Here is a 26,803-nt window from a genome sequence, read left to right as displayed (position 1 = left end):
CAATCCCACCCGAGCTGAATCCCGCCAGCTTTCTGGTTCCCACCTTTCGGATTCACAAACATTCCTGCCCAGATTCCCATGCGTTGCATCCCTCGATCGGTACGCGCATCGATCGCTGCTCTTGCCGAAACGTTCTTCCTACGAGTCCCGGTCTTCTTGACCGTGGTTGCGATGAGTCTGTCTTTGCCGCTTTCCGCTGCGGAGTCGAATTCGGCGGACGAATTGATCGCGGCGGATCCCGTGCTGTCTTCTGGAAAGAAGATTTACGCCGAACAGTGTTTGCAGTGTCACGGCGAACAAGGCATCGGCACCGAAGACTACTATCCCGATCCGTTGGTCGGTGATGGCTCCATCGGTGAGTTGACCGAGATCATTGTCGACACGATGCCGGAAGAAGACCCCGATCTGTGCGTTGGTGAAGACGCCGCGGCGGTTGCGGCTTACATCCATCACGCGTTCTACAGCGAAGCGGCTCAGATTCGGAACCGTCCACCACGACAATCATTGCAACGTTTGACGGGAGTTCAGTTCCGTCAAAGTTTGGCAGATCTCTATGCACACTTTGCTGGACTGCAGAACACTCGTTGGGAAACCCACCGCAACGAAGCTGGGTTGAAGGTATCGATCTACGAAGGCAAAGGTTGGAAGAAAGAAAATCGAAAGATCGAACGCGTTGATCCCGTGATCGATTTTGACTTCGGCAAAGAAGGCCCCGGTGAAGGTGTGGCTTGGGACGAGTTCCATGCTCATTGGGAAGGCGGTCTGCGAATCGAGCAAACGGGACGCTATGAATTGATTGTCCGCAGCAAGACTTCGTTCACGATGGACTTCGGCCACGGCGGCCGACAGTTGATCGACAACCATGTCCAGTCCGAAGGCCGTGAAGAGTTTCGTCGCACGTTGTTGCTGACGGCCGGGCGTGTGTACCCGTTTAAAATTGATTTGAACCAACGGAAACGAAAGGGCGAAACGCCTCCGGCAACCATTTCGCTTTCTTGGGTGCCACCCGGCGGGGTTGAAACCATCATTCCCGCATCGGCGATGATGCCCGGTTGGAATCCGCCCGTGCTGCAGATGGCGACCACGATGCCGCCGGATGACAGCAGCTATGGTTTTGAACGAGGCATCTCGGTCGATACCGCTTGGGACTCCGCCGTCACCGAAGGGGCCATCGAATTGGCCGAAGCGATGCGGGATGAGCTGTGGAAAGAGTACCTGCGTCGTCACAAGAAAGACGAAGGCTCTCGCCAGGACAAAATGAAGAACTTCTTGACGGATTTCGTCACGGTGGCGCATCGCGGCGATGAATCGGAGACTGAACCGCAACGTATTGTCAGACCGGCAATGGACGCATTCGAAGACGAGTCGGACATCATCAAATCAGTGGTGTTGATGACATTGAAGTCACCTCGTTTTTTGTATCCCACCTTGGATCAGGACCGCAGCGTTTCACAAAGAGCCGCGAATCGTTTGGCACTCGTGTTGCATGATTCGTTGCCATCCGAAAGCTGGATGTTGACTCAGATTGAAAAGGGGCAACTCAGCAACGAGGCCGTCATCCGTCGTTCTGCGGAACGAATGCTGGACGACGCTCGAACTCGGGCGAAGCTCAAACAAATGCTCTATCACTGGATGGAGCTTGGCCCGGAAGACGATCTTCGCAAAGACGATGAGAAGTATCCGGGTTTCACTCCTGAACTGATTGCTGATTTGCGTGAGTCGTTGGACCGATTCCTTGACGACACCATTTGGAGCGAGACCAGCGATTTTCGACAGCTATTGGCAGCCGATTGGACGTACACGAACCCACGTCTGACCGAGTTTTATGGTGATGCGTGGAAGCCAGCCGAATCGGACGAAACATGGACCCGCACGGTGGGCGATCCGCGGACTCACGTCGGTGTGCTGACGCATCCCTTGGTGATGGCTCGGTTGTCGTATCACTCGGCGACTTCGCCGATTCATCGCGGTGTGTTTTTGCTGCGTCATGTGATGGGACGTACACTGCGTCCGCCGAACGAAGCCTTTGCACCGCTCAGTCCTGACCTGCATCCGGATCTGACAACCAGAGAACGCGTTGAATTGCAAACCAGTCCCGAGAGTTGCCAAATATGTCACTCGCGGATCAACCCGCTTGGGTTTTCGTTGGAGCAATTCGACGCCGTGGGACGTTTTCGCGAACAAGACATGAAGAAACCCGTCGATGCGTCGGGAAGTTACCTGACTCGCGACGATGAACGCATCGAATTCACCGGAGCACGCGGTTTGGCGGAGGTGGCAATTGCCAATCCCGACACGCACCGAGCTTTTGTGACTCGAATGTTCCAGTACTTTGTAAAGCAACCGGTGGCGTCCTATGGCGCCCATCGGTTGGATGAATTGACCGAAACCTTCCGGCAATCTGATTACAACATTCAGAAGTTGTTGATCGAGATTGCGGTGATTGCGGCGAGCGATGTGCTTCCCGAATCAAACGACGAGAAGAAACCAGCCAAGAATCAATCAACGGTGGGAGCTTGAGAACGATGGAAAAAATTGCTAAACGCCAACAGTCCAAACGTCTGTCTCGACGTCGATTCTTGCAGCGTACCGGCATCAGCGCCGCCGCGCTGAACTTCACGATGAATCTGCCGAGTCTGGCACTCGCCGCCGATGCGACTCCGCGTCAACGATTGATCATCGTCTTCAGTCCCAATGGTGTGATTCCAAAACACTTCTGGCCCACGGCGGGCGAGGAAAAGCTGGAATTCAAACGCATTCTGAAGCCGCTGGAACCTTTCGCGAACCAAACGCTGACCATCAAAGGTTTGTGCAACCAAATTCAAGGTGATGGCGATGGTCACATGCGAGGCATGGGATGTCTGTTGACCGGAATCGAATTGTTCCCCGGCGATATCCAAGGCGGCAGTGATACGCCCGCCGGGTGGTCGATGGGCATCAGCATCGATCAATTCCTGAAGAACCAATTGCAAGCTGATCCGTCCACGCGAACTCGGTTTGGATCGTTGGAGTTTGGCGTGATGGTTCCGGATCGGGCCGACACATGGACGCGGATGTCGTACGCGGGAGCGAACCAACCGGTCGCTCCGATCGATGATCCCTACAAGATGTTTGACAAGCTTTACGGCCAAGCGAAGAACCGAGAATTGCTGGCCAGCGTGCTGGATGATTTGACCGGCGATTTCAAGAAAATCGAATCCATGGTCAGTTCAGAAGATCGTCACCTGCTTCAACAGCATGTAGAGTTGGTGCGAAAAGTCGAGAAAGACTTGAAGATCGAATTGGAAGCCAGCACCAACAACGTGGGGCATGCGGTTCCGGAATTGACGCCGAACGTGGAAGTGCAAAACGACAACATGCCCGAGATCACTCGGATGCAAACCGAGTTGTTGGTGAGCGCCATGGCGGCCGACTTCGCTCGCGTAGCAACGTTCCAAATCACCAACAGTGTCGGCCAGCCTCGAATGCGATGGTTGGACATTGATGAAGGACACCACGGTCTGTCACACGAACCGGATTCGAACGAAGACGCTTACGAAAAACTGATTCGAATCAATACTTGGTACTGCGAGCAAATCGCTCATTTGGCGAAACGTTTGCAGGACACGCCGGAACCCGGTGGCGAGGGATCGATGTTGGATCACACCACGATTGTTTGGACCAACGAACTGGGCAAAGGCAACTCGCACACCCGCAACGACATCCCGTTTGTTTGCGTCGGTGGCGGATTGGGCCTGCAAACCGGGCGTGCGAAAGACTACGGCAAGGTTCCCCACAACCGATTCTTGTTGACGATCGCCGAGCAAATGGGCTTCGGCCAAAAGACATTCGGAAACCCCGATTTCTGCGGCGATGGTGCCCTGACCGGTCTCGTGTAAGCACGTCTGGGTAAGTTGTCTTGCACCACTCCTCCAGCCGGTTCTGGCTCGTTGTCCGTGACAACGAAATGTTCAGGTAGCGAAACTCGTCAAGAGTTTCGACCTGCTTGGCGAGACCTCGAAAGTCTTGACGACTTTCGCTACGGCGAGAACTTCCACGGGATATCCGTGTGGCCTTGGAGCTGAAATTCGACAATCGATTCTCGTGAGATTTGCTGACTGGCTCGTGTAAGCACGTCTGGGTAAGTTGTCTTGCACCACTCCCCTAGCCGGTTCTCGCTCGTTGTTCGTGACAGCGAAATGTTCAGGTAGCGAAACTCGTCAAGAGTTTCGACCTGCTTGGCGAGAGCTCGAAAGTCTCGACGACTTTCGCTACGGCGAGAACTTCCACGAGATTTTCGCGTGACCTTTGATCTGAAATTTGACAATCGATTCACGCGAGATTTGCCCGCGGACTCTGAGTCTCGCAACTTCGTTCGGCAAGTTCATCAAGCGGGTTACTCTCGGGTCGACCCGACACACGTGTCCAATCCCAGTTGGGTCGCGGGATCCAAAGAGGTCGCGAATCTGATTGGATTGGACCAAAAGTGGTTGGGTTCGGACGAGCTGACTCAGGCGATGGCCGGCAACGTATTGGTCGATGGCATGGAGCCGTTTGCGATGTGCTACGGCGGTCACCAATTCGGGAACTGGGCCGGTCAACTGGGCGACGGACGGGCAATCAACCTGGGCGAAGTCCAAACCGCTGACAATCATCATTGGACGTTGCAGCTCAAAGGCGCGGGACGCACGCCCTATTCACGCACGGCGGATGGATTGGCCGTGTTGCGATCCAGCGTCCGAGAATTTCTATGCAGTGAAGCGATGCACCATCTCGGCGTGCCCACGACGCGCGCATTGAGTTTGGTACTGACGGGTGAGAAGGTGCTTCGCGACATGTTCTATGACGGGCATCCGGAACATGAACTGGGGGCCATCGTTTGCCGTGTGGCTCCATCATTCATTCGCTTTGGCAACTTCGAGATCTTCGCCTCGCGAGAGGATCTGGAGACGCTACGCACGCTGGTGGATCACACGATTCGATCGGAGTTCCCGCATTTGGTCGAAGGCGAATCAAAGATCACTCCCGACACGATTGCGGCGATGTTTGAAGAAGTCTGCCGCACGACTGCCACCATGGTTGTGCACTGGATGCGAGTCGGCTTTGTGCATGGGGTGATGAACACCGACAACATGTCGATCCTTGGGCTGACTATTGATTACGGTCCGTATGGTTGGTTGGAAGATTACGATCCCGATTGGACGCCCAACACCACGGACGCGCAAGGCCGTCGCTATCGCTACGCGCACCAACCGCAGATCGCCCAGTGGAATTTGGTCGCTTTGGCCAATGCACTGGTTCCCTTGGTGAAAGAGGCCGAACCGTTGCAACGCGGCATCGCGACTTATGTCAGCGCGTTCCAAGACGAATGGCACGCGATGATGGCTGCGAAACTGGGATGGTCGACCTACGAAAGTGAAACCGATGACGAGTTGGTGGATTCGTTGTTGACGCTGCTGCAACTGGCCGAGACCGACATGACAATCTTTTATCGTCAACTTGCCGACATCGAACTCGGCACACGTTCGCAGCCGAAGGAGTTGGTCTTGAAAGACGTCCTCGCGATTCTGTCGCCAGCGTTGTACGTCGCGGATGAAGTCACCGAGGAATATCGGCAAGCCCTGATGGATTGGATGCGGGCCTATCAACAGCGAGTGTTGTCAGATGCGGGTCACGAACCAAATGATGCGGAACGTCGTCAGCGAATGAACTTGGTGAACCCGAAGTATGTGCTTCGTAACTATCTGGCTCAGCTAGCGATTGATGCGTCGGAAAAAGGCGACCACTCGGTTGTCCATGAATTGCTCGATGTGTTGCGACGCCCGTACGACGAACAACCCGGCAAAGAACGATTCGCGGAAAAGCGACCGGAATGGGCACGTCATCGTCCGGGTTGTTCGATGTTGTCGTGCAGTTCATAACCTAACGCTTCGGACCGAATCGACGGATCGGTATGAGCCGCACTCTTTGATGGACAATCACTTCTGATGCGAATCTTGTTAACAAACGATGATGGTGTGCACGCTCCGGGGTTGGCTGCGCTACGTCAGCAGCTTCGGCATTTGGGCGAAGTGATCACGGTGGCTCCGGCGACGGAGCAAAGTGGCGTGGGGCACTCGATCACGTACCTGACGCCCTTGGTGCCGAAATCCATTCACCGCGACGGTGTGCATTGGGCTTGGGCCGTGGAAGGTTCGCCGGCGGATTGTGTGAAGCTGTCTTTGGCGGAGTTGTTTGTCGATGAGCCCATTGATTTGGTCGTCAGCGGAATCAACAACGGCTTGAATGCCGGAATCAATGTGCTGTATTCCGGCACGGTGGCGGCCGCGATCGAGGGGGCTTTCTTTGGTGTCACCAGCGTCGCTGTGTCGCTTGAAAATTCGGACGACAATGATTTCGATGCCGCGGCGGTGATCGCTCGCAATGTGATCGGCGAGATCGTTCGGCATGAGGAAAGTCGCGGTGGTTTGTTCAATCTGAACGTGCCGACGGCGGCAACTGAATCCGCCAGCGAGGTAAAGGTGGTCCCCATGGGGTTGGCCCAGTACGGACGTCGTTATGAGAAACGACAAGATCCCGGTGGACGTGATTACTATTGGGCGTTGTGGACCGAGCCTGCCAAGCCGCCCGAGGAAATGACGGACGTGACCCAGTTGCGTCAGGGGCATGTGACGCTGACGCCGCTGCATTTCAACTTGACGCGTGAAGGGCTTTTATCAGAGATGAAGGAATGGAACTTGCGCCCTTAGTTCGCTGCGAAGTTTCACTCCGTGGTTCCACTCAATTGAGTTGAAGCCGCTCGAATCGAGTTTGCTCACTCGTAAAATGTTTGTGCGAGCTGGGAATGAGGGATTCCAACCGCAGCAATTCTTGTCGAGCCGGATGAATGAAGAACTCTTCCCGACGCCTTCGCGTTGAAAATTTGGAAACCCGTCGACTGCTGGCGGGTGATTTCGCGATGGGACCGTCACTGCCGGACGATTGGTTGGAGAGTCATCCAGCCGATGCGGTCACCAGCTCGGCCGTTTTCGCTTCGGCGGAAGGTTCGGATCAGGCGGCCGAGGGCGAAAGTGTCCTCAAAGTCCGTTTGGATTTTTCTCTCGACCAGAGCAACTTCTTCACCTCTCGTTATCCGCAGGCGAGAGCCGCGATGCAGGAGGCGGTGGACGAAGTCGTCGCGCGTTTCAACGACACGTTGTCGGCGATCAACCCACCCAGTCGTTCCGAGATTCAGTGGCAACCCGCGGTGTTGGATCCGCGGACAGGGGCACTCAGTGCGTTGCCGCAATCGTTTCGCGCCGCAGCGAACGAGATTGTGGTTTACGTTCGCGGAAACAACCTGACCGGGCTGACGCGAGGCCTGGGTGGGTACAACTCCTTCGGAGTGGGATACAACTGCCCCGATCAGGCCTGCGTCAATCAAGCGAACGCGTTCATTCAGAATTTGACCACTCGTGGGGAAACGGGCGCGGCGGGATCGAACCCCACCGACTTCGCACCCGTGGTCGGTGCGATCACCATCGACACCCGAACCGGTGTGGATTGGTACTTCGGATCGATTGGGTCGGAGGATCTCGGTCAAACGAACTTCCGTGCACTGGTGTCTCACGAATTCGCGCACGTGTTGGGTTTTGGAACCGCTCCGTCTTTCACTCGTTACCTATCGGGTTCGCGATTCACGGGACCACAAACCAACGCGGTTTATCCCGGCTCGGCCAACGTTCCCATGAACGGTTCGAGCCACTTCGCGGATTCAGTCCGTGACGTCGTGCCGACCACCATGACTCAGTACTTTGATGGCTTTTTGAGCGACCTGGATTTCGCGGCGTTGGATGACACTGGCTGGGAAGTGGCCGCGGATGACCGACCGACGGTGCAACTGACATCCGGTGAGCAAACCGTGCCGGAGTCGGCTGGCGAAGTGACCCTGACGGCTTCTTTGTCTGCCACTCGCACCCAAAGCATTTCCGTTCCATTCACCGTGACGGGAAACGCGTCGGCGAATTCGGATTACACGTTGTCGCCGTCGGCTTTCAATTTTTCGCCCGGTCAACGCAATGCGACGGTGACCGTGAACATCGTAGACGATGCGACGAACGAGTCGCTGGAATCCGTGACGGTGACGTTGCGGGATTCGACCGATGCAAAACTGGGTGACTCCGTCGCCACAACGGTTCACATTTTGGACAACGATGGTGCTCCGGTCTCCGAAACTCAACTGAGCAACCCGGAGTTCAGCGGCACATCCATCACCGTTCCCGGCAATGGTCAGCCGCTCGCCTTTCTATTTCGAGCATCCGCCAACACGACGTTCCAAGTGACGAAGGTTGGTGGCAATCCGCCATCGGAAGCGTTCTTTGTTCTCGATGAGAACTTGCAACCGATCGGACAGTACGACGGTTCGGGCGAGTTGACGGTTTCGTTGGCGGCAAACCGTGACTATGTCCTTCGCTTTGACGCTCGATCCACGGCCGAGCAATATCAGGTCAGCTCCAGTGCTGGGTACCAAGCGATCAATAACCCGGTGGCGTTGAACTTGCTCCAACCCGCTGACGTGACGGGTGACGGAATGGTTTCGGCGCTGGATGCCCTTCGCGTCATCAATCTTCTGAACGAGTTTGGTCAGAACGCAGTGAATGTTGGCGAGGGTATCGTTGGCAATGGCAACTACTACGATGTGACCGGTGACGGAACGGTGTCGTCGCTGGACGCTCTTCGCGTGATCAACACGTTATCAGGACCACCCGCCGCGAGTTCAGAAAGTGACTCGGTGAACGCAGTTTCCGCCGCGGCGCTGGAACTCACATCTGCCGAAGAACACGAAGGCGATGTCCACGTTCACGAACACGATCACGTCCACGAACATGACGATGATCATGCACACGAAGAAGACCACGGAGATGAAACATCCTCCGAGAATTCGTTGAGTGGGCACGTGGATCCCATCATCTCGGTGTTCCTGCATGACCACGACCATGGTGATCACGACCACGAGGATCATCACCATGACGATCCGGATCACGATCATGATTCGGAACTTCATGGAGAGGATGATGAAACTTCATCGAACGCTCTCGATGCGGTGTTGGTGGATCAGGTGTGGGTCGAAGTGGGCGCAAGCTGTTTCGCGTGAACGTGAAGTTGGGGCCTATCCGCGACACGGTTAGATTTGCGGATCGTGGGCACGATGTCCGCGGTCACAATGTTTTGGTTGCATCCAATTCGGTAGACTCGTGCCTAGCCCCGTTTGCGTTTCAGGATGGATCTCCCATCACGCTCGCGGGATTCACTCGATTCTATGACAAGGTTCTGTCGTGCAAGCAAAAGACGCGATTCGGTCGGCGATGAATTTCAGCGACATGGTGTTCCGAGGGTACCTCGGTGATTTGGACGACAAAGAGCTGATGCTGCGGCCAAATCCTGACTGCAATCACTTGGCGTGGCAGATCGGGCACTTGATCGTCTCCGAAGTCATGATGGTCAGCGGGATGTTCCCGGATAAAAAGACTGAGTTACCCGAAGGGTTCGAGGAAGCTCACCACAAAGACAACGCGGGCTGCGACGATGCGTCGAAGTTCAACACCCGCGAAGAATACTTTGACCTGATGACCAAGGTTCGGGCCAATACGCTGGCGGCCTTAACCGAAATGGACGACTCCACCTTGGACGACCCATCACCCGAACACATGCGTGCGTTTTGTCCGACCATCGGCGACATGTTCATCCTGATTGGAACCCACCCGATGATGCACGCTGGGCAGGTGGTTCCCGTGCGGCGGTCGTGTGGCAAACCTGTCTTGTTCTGAACGACTGCCGTTCCACAAAAAAAACGGAGCAGCCTGAGACTGCTCCGGTGAGGCATTCGATGCGGGACGTGTTCACTTCTTTTTACGTGGCTTCTTGGGATCCAAATTCAGGTCCAATTCGTCTTGGGTCACGGTGGACTCGATGCCATTCGAAGGGACATCACCTTTGGCTGTCCAAACGAGAGTGTTGAGCACCACTTTGCGATAGTCGTCATTTCCCCAGTTGTCGTGGAAGTGACCACCGGTGAAACCAAAGCCGCGGCCCCCGTCGGTTCGTTCCACCACCCACATCATCGCTTCCGCACGGCCCTTGGATGCTTGGATGTGATCGTAGGGTCCGCGAGGGTAAACGTAGGGACCATCGCGAACATCATCCGATGGTTTCGCGAGCAGGATCGGTTGGAACTTCATGCCGTCCACCGTCTCGGCTTCGTTACCGGCCGATCCTGACAAAAAACGCATGTTGAAATACCACTCGTCGTTGATTTGGAACGGCTTCACGCCTTGCGTTACCGGATGGTCGGGGAAAACGGTGAACGAGGGTTCCCAGATTGGATTGCAGGAAAAAGCGTTCTCGTAATGACCGCCGATCCAACGCATCATTTCTTCGCCAGCTTGGTCCGCGACGACTTCCACGCCGTAGTGCATGAACCCGAGCCCGACGCCTTGTTTGGCCCACTGGTCAATTATCTTCAGACGACGACCCTCCTCTTGAACGATTTCGTGGCGGCCACCGCCGTCCATGTAGAAAACAACCGCGTCGGCATCTTCAAAGACGGATTCATCGGTCGGCCAGCCGTTGAGCACGACTTCCACGTCCAAGTCCTCGACATCCTGCAGTGATTTCGCGAGGAGTTGGACGCCCGCATTGAATTCATGCATGCGAGGCGGGTGTGAAGGCTTGCCGGCAACCAATACCAATTTTTGAGACTCCGCTGTGCTGATGTTCGGCACCAACAAGGAGGCCAAAAGTGCGAGTGCGGTGACCAATTGCAAACGGAGGAATTTCAAGGTGTTCACTTAGAATGCGGGTGGGAAATCTGATTGCGACGCGCTCGAGAATCACAGTTCCCGACGCGGATGCAGAGGGTGCAGGTAGGAATCCAAAGTATAACTCAAGCGACAAAAAAATGCCGCCGGATCAGAGCATCATTCCCGCGACGGCGCCCGTCATGCAGCACGCCAACAGGCCACCGAACATCGCCCGCAGACCGAGCGACGCCAAATCGGATTTGCGCTCGGGAACCAAGCCACCAATGCCTCCGACCTGGATTCCAATCGCGGCAAAGTTGCTGAATCCGGCTAGGGCGTAGGTCAGCACGGTCGCCGTGCGGGGGTTGATCGGTGAGTCTTCCGCCGCGGCAATTTGCCCAAGTTGTTGGTAGGCGATGAATTCGTTGGCCACGGTTTTCAAACCGATCAGCTCCCCGGCTGCGAAGCATTCCGATGCCGGAATTCCCAACAACCAAGCCAGCGGCCAACAGGCGTAGCCCAAGATCACGCCCAGGCTCAAAATTGGATCGCCATCGGTGGATTGCCAACCAAACGCGTGACAGATGCCACCCAGCAGCAAATCAATGAGTGCGATCAACGATAGAAAAGCAATCAGCATCGCACCCACGTTGAGCGCCAGTTTGAGACCCTCGCTGGCACCTTCCACCGCGGCGCCGATCACATTGACGCTGGTTCTCTGGATGTTCAACTGCATGGAATCGTCCGCCGCGTCATCTGCGTCCGTTGGATCCGTTGCCGGCACCATGACTTTCGCAATCAAAAGTGCCGCGGGAGCGCTGATGATGGACGCCGTGAGCAAGTGACTGATGTCGACGCCCATTTTTGCGTACGCACCCAACAAACCGCCGGTCACCGTCGCGAAGCCTCCCGTCATCATCGCGCAAAGTTCGCTGCGACTCATCTTGGAAAGGTAAGGACGCACGACGAGAGGAGCCTCGGTGTGACCAACAAAGACATTCGCGGCAGCCGCCAACGTTTCAGGGCCGCTCGTTTTTAGTGAGAACTTCATCACCCAAGCCATCACCCACACAATTCGCTGCATCACGCCAAGGTGATACAGAATGCTCATCAGAGCGGAAAAGAAGATGACCGTCGGCAGAACACCAAACGCAAACGTTCCCAGCAAGGAATCCTGCAGCGTCGATGACGGACCGGTGGAAAAGAGGAAGCCGGATCCGGAGTCCACCGTTCCCATCATCGTTTGAAAGCCATCACCGATCCATTTAAAAGCCGTCCGTCCCGGTCGAGTTCGCAAGACCAGCAAAGCCAAGGTGAACTGCAGCAGCAGGCCGCCGATCACAATCCGCCAAGGAAAGTTTTTGCGATCGGAGCTGATGCACCACGCCAGTGCCACAAACACGACGATCCCCAGTCCGCATATCAAACGTGGAAACAATTCGTTCAACTGAGGCACCCGAGCGTGAAAACCATGGATCGTGCGAAAGTGTGTCGCCGATCATATCATTGACCGGCCGAAGACACGGAAGCCGACGACAATTTGAGCATCTCGCGAGTCGAAACCGCACACCATCTCTGACCCGACCAAGTTGATGAGCAACTACGACGAAGTCCCCTATCCCGATTTCATTCACCCGGTCACCCATCCGGGAAACATGGCGGCGATCGCTCGTTTGAATGGCTTGGACGCGGTGCCGCCGGAGTCTTGTCGCGTGTTGGAACTTGCCTGCGGTCCAGGCGGCAACTTGATCTCGCTGGCGAGTTTGCTTCCGAACAGCCAGTTCGAAGGTGTGGACTTGGCGGCCGGTCACATCAAAACAGGCAATGCGGTCATCGCCAAGTTGGGTCTGAACAACATTCAATTGAAGCATGGCAACATCGAGGATTGGGCTGTCGAACCCCAAGCCGATGATGAACGCTTTGACTACATCATCGCGCACGGAGTGTATTCCTGGGTGCCCGATGCGGTCCGGCAATCCATTTTGGCGATCTGTCAGATGCGACTGTCGGAGCGTGGCGTGGCATTGATCAGCTACAACACGTATCCCGGATGGCACCAACGCGAGATGGCACGGGACATCATGCGCTATCACGCGGAAGGCATCGATGATCCGTTGACTCGGTTGCGTCATGGCAAAGCTCTGTTGAGTTCCGTCATGCAAAACGTGCCCCAAGGGTCCGCTTACCGTTTGAGTCTGGAAGAAGAACTGAAAGCATTGGAACAAGCCAACCAAGCCTACGTTTTTCACGAGCAGTTCGAAGACACCAACGAACCGCGGTACTTCCACCAGTTTGCCGCGGAGGCATCGTCGCACTTGTTGCAGTACATTGCCGAGGCGGAATGGGGCGACACAACTTACGAGTACGTGCGACCGGATGTTGCTCGTGCGCTCGCGTCTTTGCCGAAGACGCGACGTGCTCAAACCCTCGATTACTTTCGACGCCGCACTTTTCGGCAGACGTTGGTGTGTCATGAATCCGTGACATTGAGTGAAACGTTGCAATCATCCGAAATCGAGACCATGCATTTGGCTTCCACGTCGACGATGCAGGATGGGCAGCTAACGGGCAGCAATGGATTGAGCGGATCGGTTGGCTACCCCGTCACACAAATCGCGATGCAGCGATTGATCGAACTCTATCCTCGCACGATTTCTTTCGAGGAGTTGTGTCGCGAAGTCAAATCAACATCGCCGGACTCCGACACACCCGAGGCCATGGAAGATTTGAAGGCGGATCTGTTCGAATTGGTTTGCGTTGGTCTGGTCACGGTCAGTGCCTCCAGCGTTCAACCGTGTTGCACCGTGTCGACTCACCCCCATGTCGCGGAACTGGCCCGAGAGCAAGCACGGACGGGCGAGACCGTGACCAACCTATGGCATCAACCCATTCGGCTGGACGATGTGACGGCGCACCTCGTCCGTTGCTGCGACGGCAAGACTGACCACGCCGGGTTGATCGAGCAGATGACTCAGTACGCGATGTCCAACGGCGGTTTGGTCGAAGGCGATCAAGTCGTCACGGGCGAGGAACGTCTGCGTCCGCTGGTGAGCATCAAAATGCAAGCCAACCTGCAGCGATTGGCCGGCATGGCTCTACTCATTGCTTAGATCTGCTAGTCGGCTCAGTCGATCGGTGCGACGGGCAACGTTTCCACCGACGTGCGTTCCAGTGAAGGCCGATAGAAAATCGCAACGGGCAGGAACAGAACCGCCATCGCGCCGAACACGGTGCTGCGTGGCAAATCCGCCTTTGTCAGGATGGTGTTCAGGACTTGATAGAGCACGCCTGACATCACGATCGCGAAAAAGTTGGCTTGGTTCATGACCGCGATCATTCGTCCTTTGAGTGCCTCGGGCGGACGAGCTTGCAGAAAAACCTGAATGGGAATTGCGAAGAAGGCTGCGGAAGCACCGAGCAACATCAACACGGGAATGGAGCCTCCAAAACCCAGCAGGTGGCGACCGCCGGGCAGCGAGATCGCCATCAGGGCACAGAAGGCAACGACGCCCCACATCCCAATTTGAATCACGACTCGGTCGGTCAATCGTTTGCTCAGCACACCCGCCGCGGCACCACCGGCGGCAATCCCGACGCTGATCAACGACACCATCAAACTGGTCTTGGTGTCGGAGACCAACAACTGCGTTTTGCCGAGCGAATTGACGGCTTGGATGGTCAGTCCGGCGATCAACCAGAACACACAGGATGCGAGCAAAGCGATCAGCAACGGTGTATCCGTTTTCAGCAACGTTCGCATTGGTTTCGGGACGGCCAAGTATTCGGCCTTCAATTTCAATTGTGGATCCGCGGCCGGCAATCGGATGATCAGCAGGCTGGTGATCGTTCCCACCACGGCGATGCCGACGCAAACCAACGATCCAATCCACAAACCCGACGCGGCTTCCAACTGTGGAACACCCTCCGGGATGATCGAATCTTTGAGTGGTCCCGCCACCGCCGTGCCGATGATGATCGCGATGAACGTCGTCATCAGCACCAACCCGTTGCCTCGGTTCAGTTGGTTGCCCGAAAGCATCTCTGGCATGATGCCGTACTTGCCGGGTCCAAAGAACGTGCTTTGAAGTCCCATCAGAAACAGCACGATCCACAATCCCGCGAATCCGATCATGGGCGTTGCTAGGAATGCGAGCAGACCCAATCCCATGACCACGATCTCGGCAACCTTGCTGGTCACGATGATCGTGCGTTTGCTGTATCGATCGGCCAAGTATCCGGCCAAGCCGCCAAAGAGAACAAACGGCAAACCAAACACCACCGTCGCGATGCCCTGCAAGTCGCCTCCGCCGGACGGTTTGGCGGTTTCACTGTTGGCGTTGTCGTTGGCGGTATCACTGGCGCTTGATTCAGTCGATGGGGCGTTGGTTGGATCCGTCTCGGGTTCGCTGTCGACTGGCGCGACCACTGCTTGATTGGTTGCTGGGTCCGGTGCTGAATCGAGGGAGCCGTTTTCGGACATGGTCGCGACCGCGGCGGTTGGGATGGCCAACAGCAGCAGCAGTTGCTTGAAAAGATTGTCGTTGAACGCGCCAAAGAACTGTGTCGCGATGAATCCAACGAACGATGGATGGCTGAGCGAATCAATTGGCCCGCTGGAGGTGGAGGGTTCAGCGGTGGCGGAGGAGGAATCTGGCATGGAGATTCGGCTACAGTGGGAAGCGAGTTGAGCAAGGACCCGGCGTGGGGGTGGGACCGTTCGTAAGATGAGCAGCGTCGATGTTGCCACCTGACAAGGACCAAGTGCCCGTTGGACCGCGGGTGGTTTGCCCATTCTTCGAGGTTTGTCCGTTCACTTCCAGATGAATCCCATCCAGAGCCAACGAAAGCGAGAGATGATTCGAGCCGCAAGGTTACCATCATGCCGATGACGCCGGGGTATCACACCAGCGGCTTGTTGCTGCACGATCCGATCGCGTTGGTGGAGCCGCTGGCGTCGATGGGATATCGCTGCGTGGCCGTGCGCCCCCGACAGGGAATGTTGGCAAGCATTTCATCTTCACCCGGTGCATTGGGCAACGGTTCGCGTTTCGAAGCGGATGAATCGTCTTGGGAACGATTGCTGCAAGAAGCTCGGCTGCATCGTTGTCAGTTGGTCATCGATACCGAATCGTCTTTTCTGTTGGACGACGAATCAGCGTCGATGCCGTGTTTGGCGGATTCCGATGAAGAACGTGTTCAGAAAACGTTGGATTGGATCCAAGGTTGGATCCGATTGGCCGAACAGAAACCCGGCACGATGGTGACGTTTGGGTCCGGCGTTCACTCCCGCGAAGAATTCTCGCTGGGACCGAGCGAATCCGATCTCGAACATGTGGCGTCTCGGATTGAGCAGATTGGCGAGTACGCTCGGCGACGCGGCGTCGTGATCGCTCTGCGTCCCGCGTCGGGGCATGCTGTCGCCAGCGTGGCGGAGTTTGAACGCATCTGCCAGTGGTTGCCTGAGTCGGTGGAGCTCGGATTGGCCGCCGATTTGGGCGAGATGGTGTCGGCGGGTGAAATGCCGCTGGGACCCCGTCTGCAGCGAAACGCCGAGCGACTGAAAATTGTCTATCTGTGCGATCATCGTTGGCCGGGCCAGCCACCTCGTGATTTGCCACCGTCCACCATTGGTCGGGACGACACGCCGATCGGAAAAGGCGAACTGAGTGTGCGACGGGTGACCGAGACCCTGGGGAAAATCGGTTTTGAGGGGCCCGCGGTGGTTCGGGTCGAGGGGCATTGCGAACAAGGGCTGCAGATTCCGCGTCTAGGAATGCAGCATTTGATGCAGTGTCATTGGTGGCAGCGGGCGTGCCAGCAGAAAGACGGCGACGAGAGCGGTTGAATCAAATGTGAAGGCGGGAGGTGGATGCCAGACGCGAATGCCAGGACGTCACAGGCGGCCGCGACGATGGAAGGCGGTTCGTCCCGGCGAGTGAAACATCCTGTCATGAAACCCAAAAGCGTTGTTTTTTCAGAGTTTTGAAAGTGGACCGGCCCACCGGGACACTCCTATGATCAAGGTGCAGCGGCAAGACCTCCTTCGCGAGATTGTCTGCGGCGTCGAACTTCCCAGTTAGCCATCATGAACGAAGTCTCGGTTGTGACAGATGTGATTGCAAAGCCGGCCGTGCAGGCTGGCATTGCTCTAGTGGTTCTAGCCATCTTGATTGCACTCGCATTTTGGGTGTTGGCAAGGTTGCGCGACTACACCACTGACGACCAGCTCGAGGCTCCAGAACTGCTAGCAAACCTGGAAGAAATGCGTCGCAAAGGTGACATTAGCGAGGAGGAATTCCGAACAATACAAGCAGCGACGCGGTCAACTTCCGCTTCGACGACTCATCTCCCGGTTCCTTCTGCCTCCCAGGCTGATTCCGGTCACGGTTCTTCCCTCTCTCCTCGTTCTGACGAGAAGAGTGAGAACGAATCGCGAACCTGAACCAACAAGGCGCCGAGACAACGGTGAGGAGTCGAAATCGACCGATCCCGTTGCTAACCAACGCCGTCGATGGTTTGCCCTCCCAATTCATGGGCATACCGATCATCGACACCCCGATGAAACCCATTACCAAACCACGAATGGCTCGAGCTTCGAGGACAAGGATGTTCCTTCGGCACGGGTCGGCCTGGATTCGCTCCAGGTCGCACTGAGCTGAAAAGCATTCGAGTCGTGGCCGATCCGTTCGATGTGTCGAGTTCTTCTGCGAGAACGCGCTTTGAATGTTCGGTGGATGCGAGGAATCGCGTACAATACAGCGTGGGCACCAAGTTTGGTGCCGGCTCTGGACGGTCCGCGAAAACCTCAATGATCGTCATCCACCGGCAACAAAAGCTCGCGCCCGTCAGCTTGGACTCATAATAGTAAGGAGTCGTGTATGCCCACCAAGGAAACTTCGAACTCTCGCCGCGGCGGCGCAGCGACGAAGAAGAATGCTTTTTGCAGCTTCTGTCGTAAGAGTTATCGTGACGTCGGGCCTCTCGTTGAGGGACCTGGTGACGTTTATATCTGCGCCGAGTGCATTGACTTGTGCCAATCCATCTTGGATCAGGAACAACGTCGACGTGGCCCGTCCAAGTCTTTGTTCAATGACATCCCGTCACCGCGGACGATCGTCGAACACTTGGACAATTATGTGATCGGTCAAACCGCCGCCAAACGCGTGTTGGCTGTCGCGGTTCACAATCACTACAAACGACTCAGCAATGGTGCCGACGGCAGCAACGGCGAAGTCGAAATTGAAAAGAGCAACATCCTGCTCGCTGGTCCCACTGGTAGCGGAAAGACCTTGCTCGCACGTTCGCTGGCCCGCATGTTGAACGTGCCTTTCGCGATCGGCGACGCGACCACGCTGACCGAAGCCGGGTACGTCGGTGAAGACGTCGAAAACCTGCTGTTGAAGTTGTTGCACGCTGCGGACTTCGATGTGGAGGCCGCACAACGTGGCATCCTGTACATCGACGAAGTGGACAAGATCGGCAGCACCAACAGCAACGTCTCGATCACCCGCGACGTTTCTGGTGAAGGTGTTCAGCAGAGTTTGCTGAAGATGTTGGAAGGCACCGTGGCCAACGTGCCACCTCAGGGCGGACGCAAACACCCCGAGCAGCAATACATCCAGCTCGACACCAGCAACATTCTGTTCATCTGCGGCGGAACGTTCGTTGGAATCGAAGAGATCATTCGTCGCCGTCTGGGGCATCGCACGCTGGGCTTCGGCGAAGGTGCCAATGTTCGCAACGAGCAATCAGCCGGCGAATTGGTTGCCCAGGTCCAAACCGAAGACATCCTGAAATTCGGTTTGATCCCCGAGTTGGTCGGGCGGATGCCGGTCATCAGTTACCTGCAACCGTTGGACTTGGACGGGTTGATCCAAGTGCTGACCGAGCCAAAGAATTCGTTGGTCAAACAGTACCAAGCTCTGTTCGCGATGGAAAATTGCGAGTTGGAGTTCACCGAAGAAGCGTTGCACGCGATTGCTCAGAAGGCGATCGACAAAGGCGTCGGTGCTCGTGGCTTGCGTGGCATCATGGAAGACGTGATGCTTGACATCATGTACGACTTGCCCGAACAAGAAGACGGCAAGGTCTACACGATCGACGAAGCCATCGTCACGGGAAAGCAAGATCTCTTCCAGATGCCCACGACCAAGAGCGCCTGAGCTCGATGAATCGCTGATGAAACGGACATCTCCGTTGGTAACTTTCACGCGTCGCCAAACCCGCCAGTTTCTGGTTGGTTTGGCGATTGTCGTTTGCGCGGAGCTGCTCGGCGGTGGTGGACTCGCATCGCCTGCACGATTGGCGGCTCAGCAGCTGGCGGCTCAACAACCGATCGCCAAAGCGGCATGGGGAGTCGACTCCGGTGTGGTCCGTTTGCCACCGGGTTTGGTTGCCAAGTCACTCCCTCGTGACCGGTTCAACCAACTGTTGTTTCTGGGAACACCCAAGCTGACCCACGGGGATGTTGACGCGGTCACGGATCTGGTTCGCGACAACAGCAGTTTGTTCAAGCTGACCATCATGGCCACCGTTCAGCCGGAGAATGGCAAGCACCGATTGCGCGAGGTCGGATTGGGCTTGGCCTATCAGATCGGTGACCGACCGACGATTGTCACGTCCGCGAAAGCGGAATCGCTGGGGGCGGATTTGGGGATGGTCGCCAGTCGCGTGTTGGCCAAGAACGAGGCCATGCTCGACCCGCCGATGGTGATCTTGAAAACCACCAATCTGGTCATCTTTGACGTGATCGCCTTGGTGTCCATCGGTGGCAAGCATGTTGACCGGCGGATGCGACATCTGGTTTGGACGCACCCGGACACCGGGCGGACCGCCACCGCGGTTTGGTTGCTGAACGAAGAAACGACGCCGGCGCGGTCGGAACACTGGAGTGTGGAGACCGCGATGCCGATTCATCTAATTCCTGCGGATACGGTCGAAGATCGGGCAATCCATGTGGACGGAAACGAGATTTCGATCCTGATGATCCCGAAAGACCGAGCATTTGCCTTGCAGCGGATGCCCGGGCCAGTCCAAATTCCTTGGTCGTCGGAGCTGAAGACGCACTTGGGGTATCGAGCCTTTGACGAGGAGTCGATGTCCCGGATGCTTCAAGTTCTCAACGAAGCGATCGCGGATGCGACTGGATCGGAGACGCAAAACAGGTAGTTTTGGCCTTGCAGGCAGACCGGAAATCGGCATACTGCCGTGCTTCGAAAAATTGCTCCGCCAGGAATCCCGCGCCCCGTCGGTCGCTGCCCGCTGTCAGAAGCGGTGAGATCGAGTCGACGATGATGGCAGCGAACACGATTTTGAGGCGGTTTTCCCCATCCACACCCACTTTTATTTGTCCAGGTCGGTCCCGTTATGACGGACGTCATTCAAGTCACGAAACGTGAATCCACCGGCACGGCCGCCACTCGCCGATTGCGTCGCGACGGTCATGTCCCCGCAGTCCTGTACGGTCACGGCGAAGAAAATCAGCACTTGGCGATTCCTGAAGTTCAGGTCAAAGGGCTGCTTCGTCACCACAGCAAAACCGTCCAATTGTCAGGCGACGTGGATGAGACCGCTCTCGTCAGCGACATGCAGTGGGATCCATTGGGCATCGAAGTCCTGCACATGGACCTGATTCGCGTCAACCTGAAGGAAAAGGTTGAATTGGCTGTGCCCGTCGAATTGCACGGTGAAGCCGTCGGCGTTCGCGAAGGCGGACTGTTGCTGGAAAACGCGCACGAAGTCGAAATCCGTTGCTCGGCCGGCTCCATTCCTGACAGCTTGGTCTTGGACGTGAACGATCTGGGTGTTGGACAACACAAAACCGCCAGCGACCTGACTTTGCCAGAAGGCGTTGAGTTGGTGACCGATGGCGACATGGTCATCGCTCACGTGGAAGCCAAACGCGATGAAGAGATCGCAGAAGCTGGCGACGCTTTGGCGGAACCAGAAGTGATCAGCAAAGGCTCGGGCGAAGCAGAAGAGTGAAGCTGGTCGTTGGCTTGGGGAACCCTGGTCGCAAGTACGATCAAACCCGCCACAACATAGGATTCATGGTCGCCGACGCCTTGGTGCGTCGGTATGTCGGCTCTCCCCCGACGACCAAATTTGAGGGAGAAATCAGCGAGTGTCGCATTGAGAACGAAAAGGTCTTGGTGCTTTGCCCGCACACTTACATGAACGCCAGTGGGCAAAGTGTCCGCAAGGCAATTGAATTTTACAAACTTTCCCTGGAAGACATCCTCGTCATTTGTGATGACCTGAACCTCGATACCGGTCGCGTTCGATTGCGACGATCCGGATCCGCGGGAGGTCAAAAAGGCCTGGTGGACATCATTCGCCACCTGGGCAGCGATCAATGGGCGAGACTGAAGATTGGAATTGGACGACCGCCGGCAAAGTGGCAAGTGTCCGATTATGTTTTGGGAAAGTTTGACAAAACTGAACAACAAGAAATGGAACATGCCATTGTTCGCTCTTGTGACGCCACCGCCAGTTGGGTGGCCGACGGAGTGACCGAGGCCATGAACCGTTTCAACGCCGCCAAAGGCGCTTAGTCACTTTTTTTCCCATTCCCGCACCTCCCGCGATCTGTCCCGTGGCAAAAGTCAACACTTACGAAACGCTGTTCATCCTCGATAGCAACCATTACGCCCGCGATCCCGGTGGCGTTGCCAAACAACTCGAAGAGTTGATCGCCGAGAATGGCGGTGAAGTGCAGGTCAGCCGGATGTGGATGGAGCAGAAACTCGCTTATCCCATCGACAAGCACCAAAAAGGCACCTACTACCTGATCTACTTCAGCATGGAAGGTCCCAACCTGCAAAAGTTGGCTCGTGCCTTCGCGTTGGCTGAACCCGTGATTCGTGAATTGACCATTAAATTGGATCCACGATTGGTGGAACCCATCTTGGCCAACGCTCGCGGCGAACACTTCGCTGGTCCTTCCGGCGCGGAAGGTGGCGAAGACGCACCAGCCGAGGGCGAAGAAGCGGTTGCCGAAACCGCCGACGCCTGATCGCACGTTCGCAATTCCGGAGGGCTAAGTCATGGCAAGTTACAACCGCGTGATGTTGATGGGCAATTTGACCCGCGACATTGATCTGCGTTACTTGCCCAGTGGCATGGCCGTCGCCGAATTCGCAATCGCGGTCAACGAAAAACGCAAAGCCTCCGATGGCCAATGGGTCGAAGACGTTTCGTTCTTTGACATCACGCTGTTTGGACGCACCGCGGAAGTTGCCGGAGAATACCTTTCCAAGGGTTCGCCAATCTTTGTCGAAGGCCGCCTGAAACAGGACACATGGGAAAAAGACGGCCAGAAACGTTCCAAGGTCAAAGTGATCGGTGAACGGATGCAAATGATCGGTGGTCGAGGAAACGACTCCGGTGGCGGACGACCCGCACCCGCCCGCTCCAGTTCGGGCGGTGGTTCCCAGGTGGAATCGCAACGATCTAACTACGTCAATTCCAATACTCCTTCCCCCAACGATTCTCAACCGACCGGAGACGGACCCGGCTACGACGAACCGGACATTCCGTTCTAACAGCCAGCAAACGTTGTGATGCATCGCAGTGTGTGACGCTGCGTCTCCGATCCTGAATCAAAATCCTTTTTCCTTCGACCAGTACCATGTCAAAATCAGCGACCCGGCGTGCGAATAGCCACTTCAAACGTCTTCCAAAAGGAAAGAACGGCGGCATCGAACTGCTGTTGATCCACAACGTTGAGCACCTCGGCCGCCAAGGCGACTTGGTCGAAGTCAAACCCGGCTATGCGTTGAACTACCTGTTGCCGCAAGGCTTGGCGACGATCGCCACCGACCACCACAAACGAATGGTCGAGAAGCACCGTGAGAAGTTGCGTGCGATCGAATTGGAAAAGCTGAAAAGCTACCGCGAGCAAGCCGACGAGTTGGCCAAGCAGTCGATCACAATCGAAGCCAACGCCAACGACGAAGGTCACCTGTACGGCAGCGTTGGGCCTCACGAAATCGTCGACGCTCTCAAAGCCAACGGCATCACCCTGGCTCAAGACCAAATCCGCTTGGAAGGTCCTTTGAAAGAGCTGGGTCTGTACACGGTCAAAGTTCACCTGCACAGCGAAGTCGATGCCAGCCTGAAAGTCTGGGTTGTGCCAACCGTCGCTGCAGAAGGTGGCGAACCAGGCGCCAGCTGAGTTCGACGCGAAATAATTGGAGTTGCACCCTGCAACGATGTTTGACTTCACTGTCAATGTTCGTCGCCGGTGCTCTCAACATTCCGACCAGACATCCGGTCTGGTCGCCACGGGGCTGTGGCGGAACTGGCAGACGCGCTAGATTTAGGATCTAGTTCCTTCGGGAGTGCAGGTTCGATTCCTGTCAGCCCTATTTCATTTGGACGAGTGAAACCTCATGGATGAGGACACGCGACATCGGCCTGACGCCGCTTGGCGTTTCAGGAGCCTGCTTCTTTCGCGAAGACTCGTTGCTATCTGCGTGGGTTTCTGGTGTTTTCCAGCAACCATCCACGGTCAGACGCTTCTTTCGGAACCGTCTGTTTTGCTGGCCGAACCTGATCCGCGATTGGTCGGGCCGCCACCCGAAATTGAGTTGGAAAATTTTCGTCGAGGGTTCTTCCAAGGTGGTGAACTGTTGGGTGGCTTTCTAACCGACGGAAGTGATGGCTCGCTGGGGCCCGGACAGCGGGGAGGATTGGAGGAGACCTTTTGGGAACTCCGGCTGAGTACGGGAATCCCGCTTGGCAGTCTTGATCATTTGCTCGGCGTTCGTCCCTTCTTCCGAGCGGAACACTTCGACGGCCCGACAGGAACGGATGTGCCGGAAATGCTCTACAGCACCGGTGTCAGTCTTTTCCATCGCAAGCGGTGGAACGAGCGAGTCTCCAGCATCGTGATTGCGACTCCGGCGGTTCGCAGCGATTTCACGACCAGCAAAAACGCGTTTCGGCTGTTCGGGCTGGGACTGGTCAATTGGCAATGTCGCGACGATCTGAGTCTGGCTCTCGGGGCGGTCTATTTCGATCGCAGCGACCTCGGCGTTTTGCCGGCGTTCGGACTGACTTGGACACCATCTCCGCAATGGAAGGTGGATCTGATGATGCCACGTCCGCAGATCAACCGACGTTTGTGGGTGCAACCAGGACAGGCCGAGGGTTGGGCGTTTGTCGGTGGTTCGATCGGCGGCAACACCTGGGCGGTCACACGAGAAGGCGGCGCGCGAGATGGTCAGAAAGACGAGTTGACCGTCAATGGATTGCGAGTGTTTGGCGGCTATGAAACTCTCGTGACCGGCAATCGAGGTTGGGGCATGGAGGTCGGCTACGTATTCAATCGTTCGCTCGAGTACGAGCGGGAAGCCGTAGAGTACGATCTCCACGATGCCGTGTTTCTCGAGGCCAGTTGGAAGTTCTGAGTGCCATCGATTTGCCTGAATCTTTGATCAGGTCGGTCTACAATCGGGCGCACGTGAGATCCCTCGGATCTCCATGTCCCGCACGATTCCTCTGGCCGTCGCACCATGCTCTCAATCAAAAGTGTTTCCCTCCTTGGCTCGTGCTTGGTGCTGTTGTTACTTGCGGCGGAGGTCCCTTCGCGATTAGCTGCTCAGGAGACGTTTCCCGGCGATCGGTTGAAAGACTTGGCTCCCCCAGATTTCGCGATCGGCGGAGTCATGGGTGGGTATGACACTCAGTCGCTCAACACGCCGGTCCTTGATTTGGCTCGATCGGAATTCAACGCCGTCACGGCCAAGGCTTTCATGCCGTTTGGTCCGTGGACCGACCCGACTCAGCCAATCGATACGTCTGGTTTGACGCGCAACGTGGCGTGGGCGGTCCAAAATGGAATGCAGGTTCACGCTCATGTGTTGGTCTATCCAACCGAAAACGTTCGCTTGCCCTGGTTTCAAAACTTACCGGACGAAGAGGTCGAGGAAGTTCTCCAGCAGTACACCTCCACGATGGCGGGCAGCGTATCCGGCGGGGTCTGGGTTTGGGACGTGGTCAATGAAGTCATCGGCGACAACGGCGATGTGATGGACGACGACGGGCTTCGCATCGGGCTGGGTACCGGTGAGAACTTCGTGCCATACAAGGAGTACGCGGCGATGGGCCCGGAATACATCGCAAAAGCGTTTGAGTGGGCTCATGATGCCGATCCAAACGCGTTGCTGATTCTCAATGAATATTCTGCCGAAACGGTCAACGATAAATCGGATCGGTTGTTGGCGCTGTGCAAACGGCTACGAGACCAAGGCGTCCCGATCGACGGAGTGGGCTTTCAAAACCACTGGCTGGACCTCCGCTACGAACCCAATTACGACAGCATCCGTGAAAACTTTCAGCGGTTTGCCAACGAGGGTTTTCAGGTCTTCATCACCGAGTGCGATGTGGCCGCCGTGCACACCCAAGACCCGGCGGGCAGTCCGCCGACATCGGAACAACTTCAACGACAAGCTCGCGTGTTTTCGAATTTGTTGCAGATTGCATTGGAGCAACCGGCTTGCAAGTCGTTCTTGATGTGGGACTACACCGATGAAACATCATGGCTGCAGAACACGGACTTCACTCTGACCTTGGCCGATCGTCGACCGGGTTTTTCAGACACGATCGTGCCACCCGGAACGTCCATGTTTGCAACGCCAATCGCAGGCGGTGATGGCGTGGTTCCGATCTCGCCAAAGTTGGCCTATTTGCAAATGCAAGCGACGTTGCTCGATCGATCATTCAACACCTACCGAGTGACCAGCGGTTGGGACTGGCAAACGTCCTACCTGGCTCGTTTTGGTCAACCCAATTCAGATGGCCAATACGTTCCGGGCACGGACGTCTATGCGGAGCGATTGGACGAACAGTCCGAGACTTGGTCCAGTTTGAAGTGGGAACTCGAACGGATCGACGCCAGTGCTTATCGAATCCGAAACCTGTGGGATGACGGAGCGGACTACCTGACTCGGCAACCCGCACCCAGAGACGATCCCAACCAAATTCTGCCTGGCGGTACCGTCGGGATGCAGGCTCTCAACGAGGCTTGGACGAGCCAGCAGTGGTTCTTCATTCCGGCCGGCAATGGTGGCTTTCAGTTGGTCAACGGATGGGCACCGGAAGACGGCGTTTTGACCCGCGAGGCTCAGGGTCAGAACTCAGCCGGCGACTATGTGCCAGGCCCCGAGGTTCGTTTGCATCCACCCGCGGATTGGTCCAGCCAAGTCTGGTACTTCAACCGCATTGGCCAATGAGCACGGCGTGGCTGGTCCATCAATTCGTATGATGCCAACGGAAGTTCTAGCGCTTGGAATCGCGAGCGGCTTCGAGTTGTTGGATCCATGGTCCGATATAAAAACCGTTGTCGCGGTAAGTGCGTCCGCTGACGAGGTTGCCATCAATGACGCATGGTTCGTCGACGAAGATCCCGCCGCAAACTTCTAGGTCGAATTGGCACTTCGCAACGGTGGCCATGCGGCGTCCGCGGACGCGATCGGCGTAGGCGGGGATCTCGACGCCGTGGCAAACGCTGGCGATGGGTTTGTTGGTGTCAAAGAAGTGTTGTGTGATTCGGACGAGGTCTTCGTCGTAGCGGATGTACTCCGGTGCTCGACCGCCGGAAAAGAAGATTCCCGCGTAGTCCTCTTCCTTCACTTTGGAAAAGGGCACGTCGCAATCCAGCGTGTAGCCTTCCCATTCTTTGGTGATCGTCCAGCCCGGTTTGATTTCGTGCAAAACCAGTTGGTAGAGACGCTTTTCAGGTGCGATCACGACCGGTTGAAATCCAGCTTCCTGCAGTCGGTAGTATGGATACATCGTGTCCAGCAGTTCGGTTGCGTCGCCGATGACGATCAGCACTTTTTCCATGTTGGGATTTTCCAAGTCGGACTCTGTGATCCCGGAGACGGACCCGGGAGATGGCTCGGCGGCGGACGGACACTCAGAAAGGACGATCCGACGCCCACCGCAAACCCAACAGCTTAGCCGCTGCGCAATCGAGAACACACCATCCTGAACGATTCGATGAGCGTCCATTCTGCATCGAGGGATGGCGGAGCAATCGC

At 56.2% G+C, this 26,803-nt stretch carries 22 protein-coding genes and 1 tRNA gene; 19 read left to right on the top strand and 4 right to left on the bottom strand.

Translation table 11 applies throughout. The features are described from left to right. Positions 1–171 precede the first annotated feature (171 nt). The 6 genes from LOC70_RS02900 to LOC70_RS02875 all read left to right on the top strand — a co-directional run bounded on the left by LOC70_RS02900 (position 172) and on the right by LOC70_RS02875 (position 9,785). A complete protein-coding gene (locus LOC70_RS02900) occupies positions 172–2,520 on the top strand; it encodes a PA14 domain-containing protein (protein WP_390888984.1) in 2,349 nt (782 codons plus the stop codon). Between the two features lie 5 nt (positions 2,521–2,525). Beyond that, on the top strand, positions 2,526–3,878 hold the full coding sequence (locus LOC70_RS02895) for a DUF1552 domain-containing protein (protein WP_230251717.1): 1,353 nt from the start codon (positions 2,526–2,528) through the stop codon (positions 3,876–3,878). 402 nt (positions 3,879–4,280) lie between these two features. Beyond that, a complete protein-coding gene (locus LOC70_RS02890; protein WP_230251716.1) occupies positions 4,281–5,900 on the top strand; it encodes a protein adenylyltransferase SelO in 1,620 nt (539 codons plus the stop codon). A gap of 66 nt (positions 5,901–5,966) precedes the next feature. Next, positions 5,967–6,728 carry a 5'/3'-nucleotidase SurE gene (surE, locus tag LOC70_RS02885; RefSeq protein ID WP_230251715.1) on the top strand — a complete coding sequence of 254 codons (762 nt, stop codon included), beginning with the start codon at positions 5,967–5,969 and terminating at the stop codon, positions 6,726–6,728. Positions 6,729–6,865: 137 nt separating this feature from the next. Further along, complete coding sequence (locus LOC70_RS02880) at positions 6,866–9,112, top strand: dockerin type I domain-containing protein (protein ID WP_230251714.1); 2,247 nt, start codon at positions 6,866–6,868, stop codon at positions 9,110–9,112. Positions 9,113–9,323: 211 nt separating this feature from the next. Next, a complete protein-coding gene (locus LOC70_RS02875; protein WP_230251713.1) occupies positions 9,324–9,785 on the top strand; it encodes a DinB family protein in 462 nt (153 codons plus the stop codon). Positions 9,786–9,857: 72 nt separating this feature from the next. Here the strand turns inward: LOC70_RS02875 and LOC70_RS02870 are convergent, their stop codons facing one another. Together LOC70_RS02870 and LOC70_RS02865 are read right to left on the bottom strand one after the other, a co-directional pair. Continuing rightward, positions 9,858–10,805: a ThuA domain-containing protein gene (locus LOC70_RS02870; RefSeq protein ID WP_230251712.1), complete on the bottom strand. Its 948-nt coding sequence runs from the start codon at positions 10,803–10,805 to the stop codon at positions 9,858–9,860. 121 nt (positions 10,806–10,926) lie between these two features. Continuing rightward, positions 10,927–12,213: a NupC/NupG family nucleoside CNT transporter gene (locus LOC70_RS02865; protein WP_230251711.1), complete on the bottom strand. Its 1,287-nt coding sequence runs from the start codon at positions 12,211–12,213 to the stop codon at positions 10,927–10,929. A 136-nt stretch (positions 12,214–12,349) separates the two neighbouring features. On the opposite strand from LOC70_RS02865, the gene LOC70_RS02860 reads away from it, so the two are divergent. Further along, a complete protein-coding gene (locus tag LOC70_RS02860; RefSeq protein ID WP_230251710.1) occupies positions 12,350–13,867 on the top strand; it encodes a methyltransferase regulatory domain-containing protein in 1,518 nt (505 codons plus the stop codon). Between the two features lie 14 nt (positions 13,868–13,881). Here LOC70_RS02860 and LOC70_RS02855 read toward each other — a convergent pair whose 3' ends face one another. Further along, positions 13,882–15,414: an MFS transporter gene (locus LOC70_RS02855; RefSeq protein WP_230251709.1), complete on the bottom strand. Its 1,533-nt coding sequence runs from the start codon at positions 15,412–15,414 to the stop codon at positions 13,882–13,884. Positions 15,415–15,636: 222 nt separating this feature from the next. Between LOC70_RS02855 and LOC70_RS02850 the strand changes: the two genes are divergently transcribed. The 12 genes from LOC70_RS02850 (at position 15,637) to LOC70_RS02795 (ending at position 25,993) form a co-directional block, all read left to right on the top strand. Then, positions 15,637–16,602, top strand: a complete 966-nt coding sequence (locus LOC70_RS02850; protein WP_230251708.1) for a sugar phosphate isomerase/epimerase family protein — start codon at positions 15,637–15,639, stop codon at positions 16,600–16,602. A 240-nt stretch (positions 16,603–16,842) separates the two neighbouring features. Continuing rightward, positions 16,843–17,199 carry a hypothetical protein gene (locus tag LOC70_RS02845; RefSeq protein ID WP_230251707.1) on the top strand — a complete coding sequence of 119 codons (357 nt, stop codon included), beginning with the start codon at positions 16,843–16,845 and terminating at the stop codon, positions 17,197–17,199. 436 nt (positions 17,200–17,635) lie between these two features. Continuing rightward, entirely contained in the window at positions 17,636–18,919 is a 1,284-nt protein-coding gene (gene clpX / locus LOC70_RS02840; protein ID WP_230251706.1) for an ATP-dependent Clp protease ATP-binding subunit ClpX, read from the top strand. A 16-nt stretch (positions 18,920–18,935) separates the two neighbouring features. Then, positions 18,936–19,925: a pyruvate kinase gene (locus LOC70_RS02835; RefSeq protein ID WP_230251705.1), complete on the top strand. Its 990-nt coding sequence runs from the start codon at positions 18,936–18,938 to the stop codon at positions 19,923–19,925. 198 nt (positions 19,926–20,123) lie between these two features. Next, positions 20,124–20,741, top strand: a complete 618-nt coding sequence (locus LOC70_RS02830; protein WP_230251704.1) for a 50S ribosomal protein L25 — start codon at positions 20,124–20,126, stop codon at positions 20,739–20,741. Continuing rightward, positions 20,738–21,310 (top strand): aminoacyl-tRNA hydrolase, encoded by a 573-nt coding sequence (gene pth / locus LOC70_RS02825; protein ID WP_230251703.1) that lies wholly within the window; start codon positions 20,738–20,740, stop codon positions 21,308–21,310. Before LOC70_RS02830 ends, pth begins: the two co-directional genes overlap by 4 nt. A gap of 41 nt (positions 21,311–21,351) precedes the next feature. Further along, positions 21,352–21,771 (top strand): 30S ribosomal protein S6, encoded by a 420-nt coding sequence (gene rpsF / locus LOC70_RS02820; RefSeq protein WP_230251702.1) that lies wholly within the window; start codon positions 21,352–21,354, stop codon positions 21,769–21,771. A 31-nt stretch (positions 21,772–21,802) separates the two neighbouring features. Further along, on the top strand, positions 21,803–22,300 hold the full coding sequence (ssb, locus tag LOC70_RS02815; protein ID WP_230251701.1) for a single-stranded DNA-binding protein: 498 nt from the start codon (positions 21,803–21,805) through the stop codon (positions 22,298–22,300). A gap of 86 nt (positions 22,301–22,386) precedes the next feature. Next, the gene (gene rplI, locus LOC70_RS02810; RefSeq protein WP_230251700.1) at positions 22,387–22,932 is read left to right on the top strand and encodes a 50S ribosomal protein L9; all 546 of its coding nucleotides are present in this window, start codon (positions 22,387–22,389) and stop codon (positions 22,930–22,932) included. 111 nt (positions 22,933–23,043) lie between these two features. Further along, positions 23,044–23,125: transfer RNA gene (locus LOC70_RS02805), tRNA-Leu, on the top strand. Positions 23,126–23,296: 171 nt separating this feature from the next. Beyond that, complete coding sequence (locus LOC70_RS02800; RefSeq protein ID WP_230251699.1) at positions 23,297–24,169, top strand: DUF6268 family outer membrane beta-barrel protein; 873 nt, start codon at positions 23,297–23,299, stop codon at positions 24,167–24,169. A gap of 105 nt (positions 24,170–24,274) precedes the next feature. Next, entirely contained in the window at positions 24,275–25,993 is a 1,719-nt protein-coding gene (locus tag LOC70_RS02795; RefSeq protein ID WP_230251698.1) for an endo-1,4-beta-xylanase, read from the top strand. A gap of 46 nt (positions 25,994–26,039) precedes the next feature. Here LOC70_RS02795 and LOC70_RS02790 read toward each other — a convergent pair whose 3' ends face one another. Then, positions 26,040–26,606 carry a DJ-1/PfpI family protein gene (locus LOC70_RS02790; protein WP_230251697.1) on the bottom strand — a complete coding sequence of 189 codons (567 nt, stop codon included), beginning with the start codon at positions 26,604–26,606 and terminating at the stop codon, positions 26,040–26,042. Between the last annotated feature and the right edge of the window lie 197 nt (positions 26,607–26,803).

Source organism: Rhodopirellula halodulae, from assembly GCF_020966775.1.
Lineage (GTDB): Bacteria > Planctomycetota > Planctomycetia > Pirellulales > Pirellulaceae > Rhodopirellula > Rhodopirellula halodulae.
The sequence above is the reverse complement of the archived record's forward strand: the minus strand, read 5'-3'. Positions and strand labels throughout refer to the sequence as shown.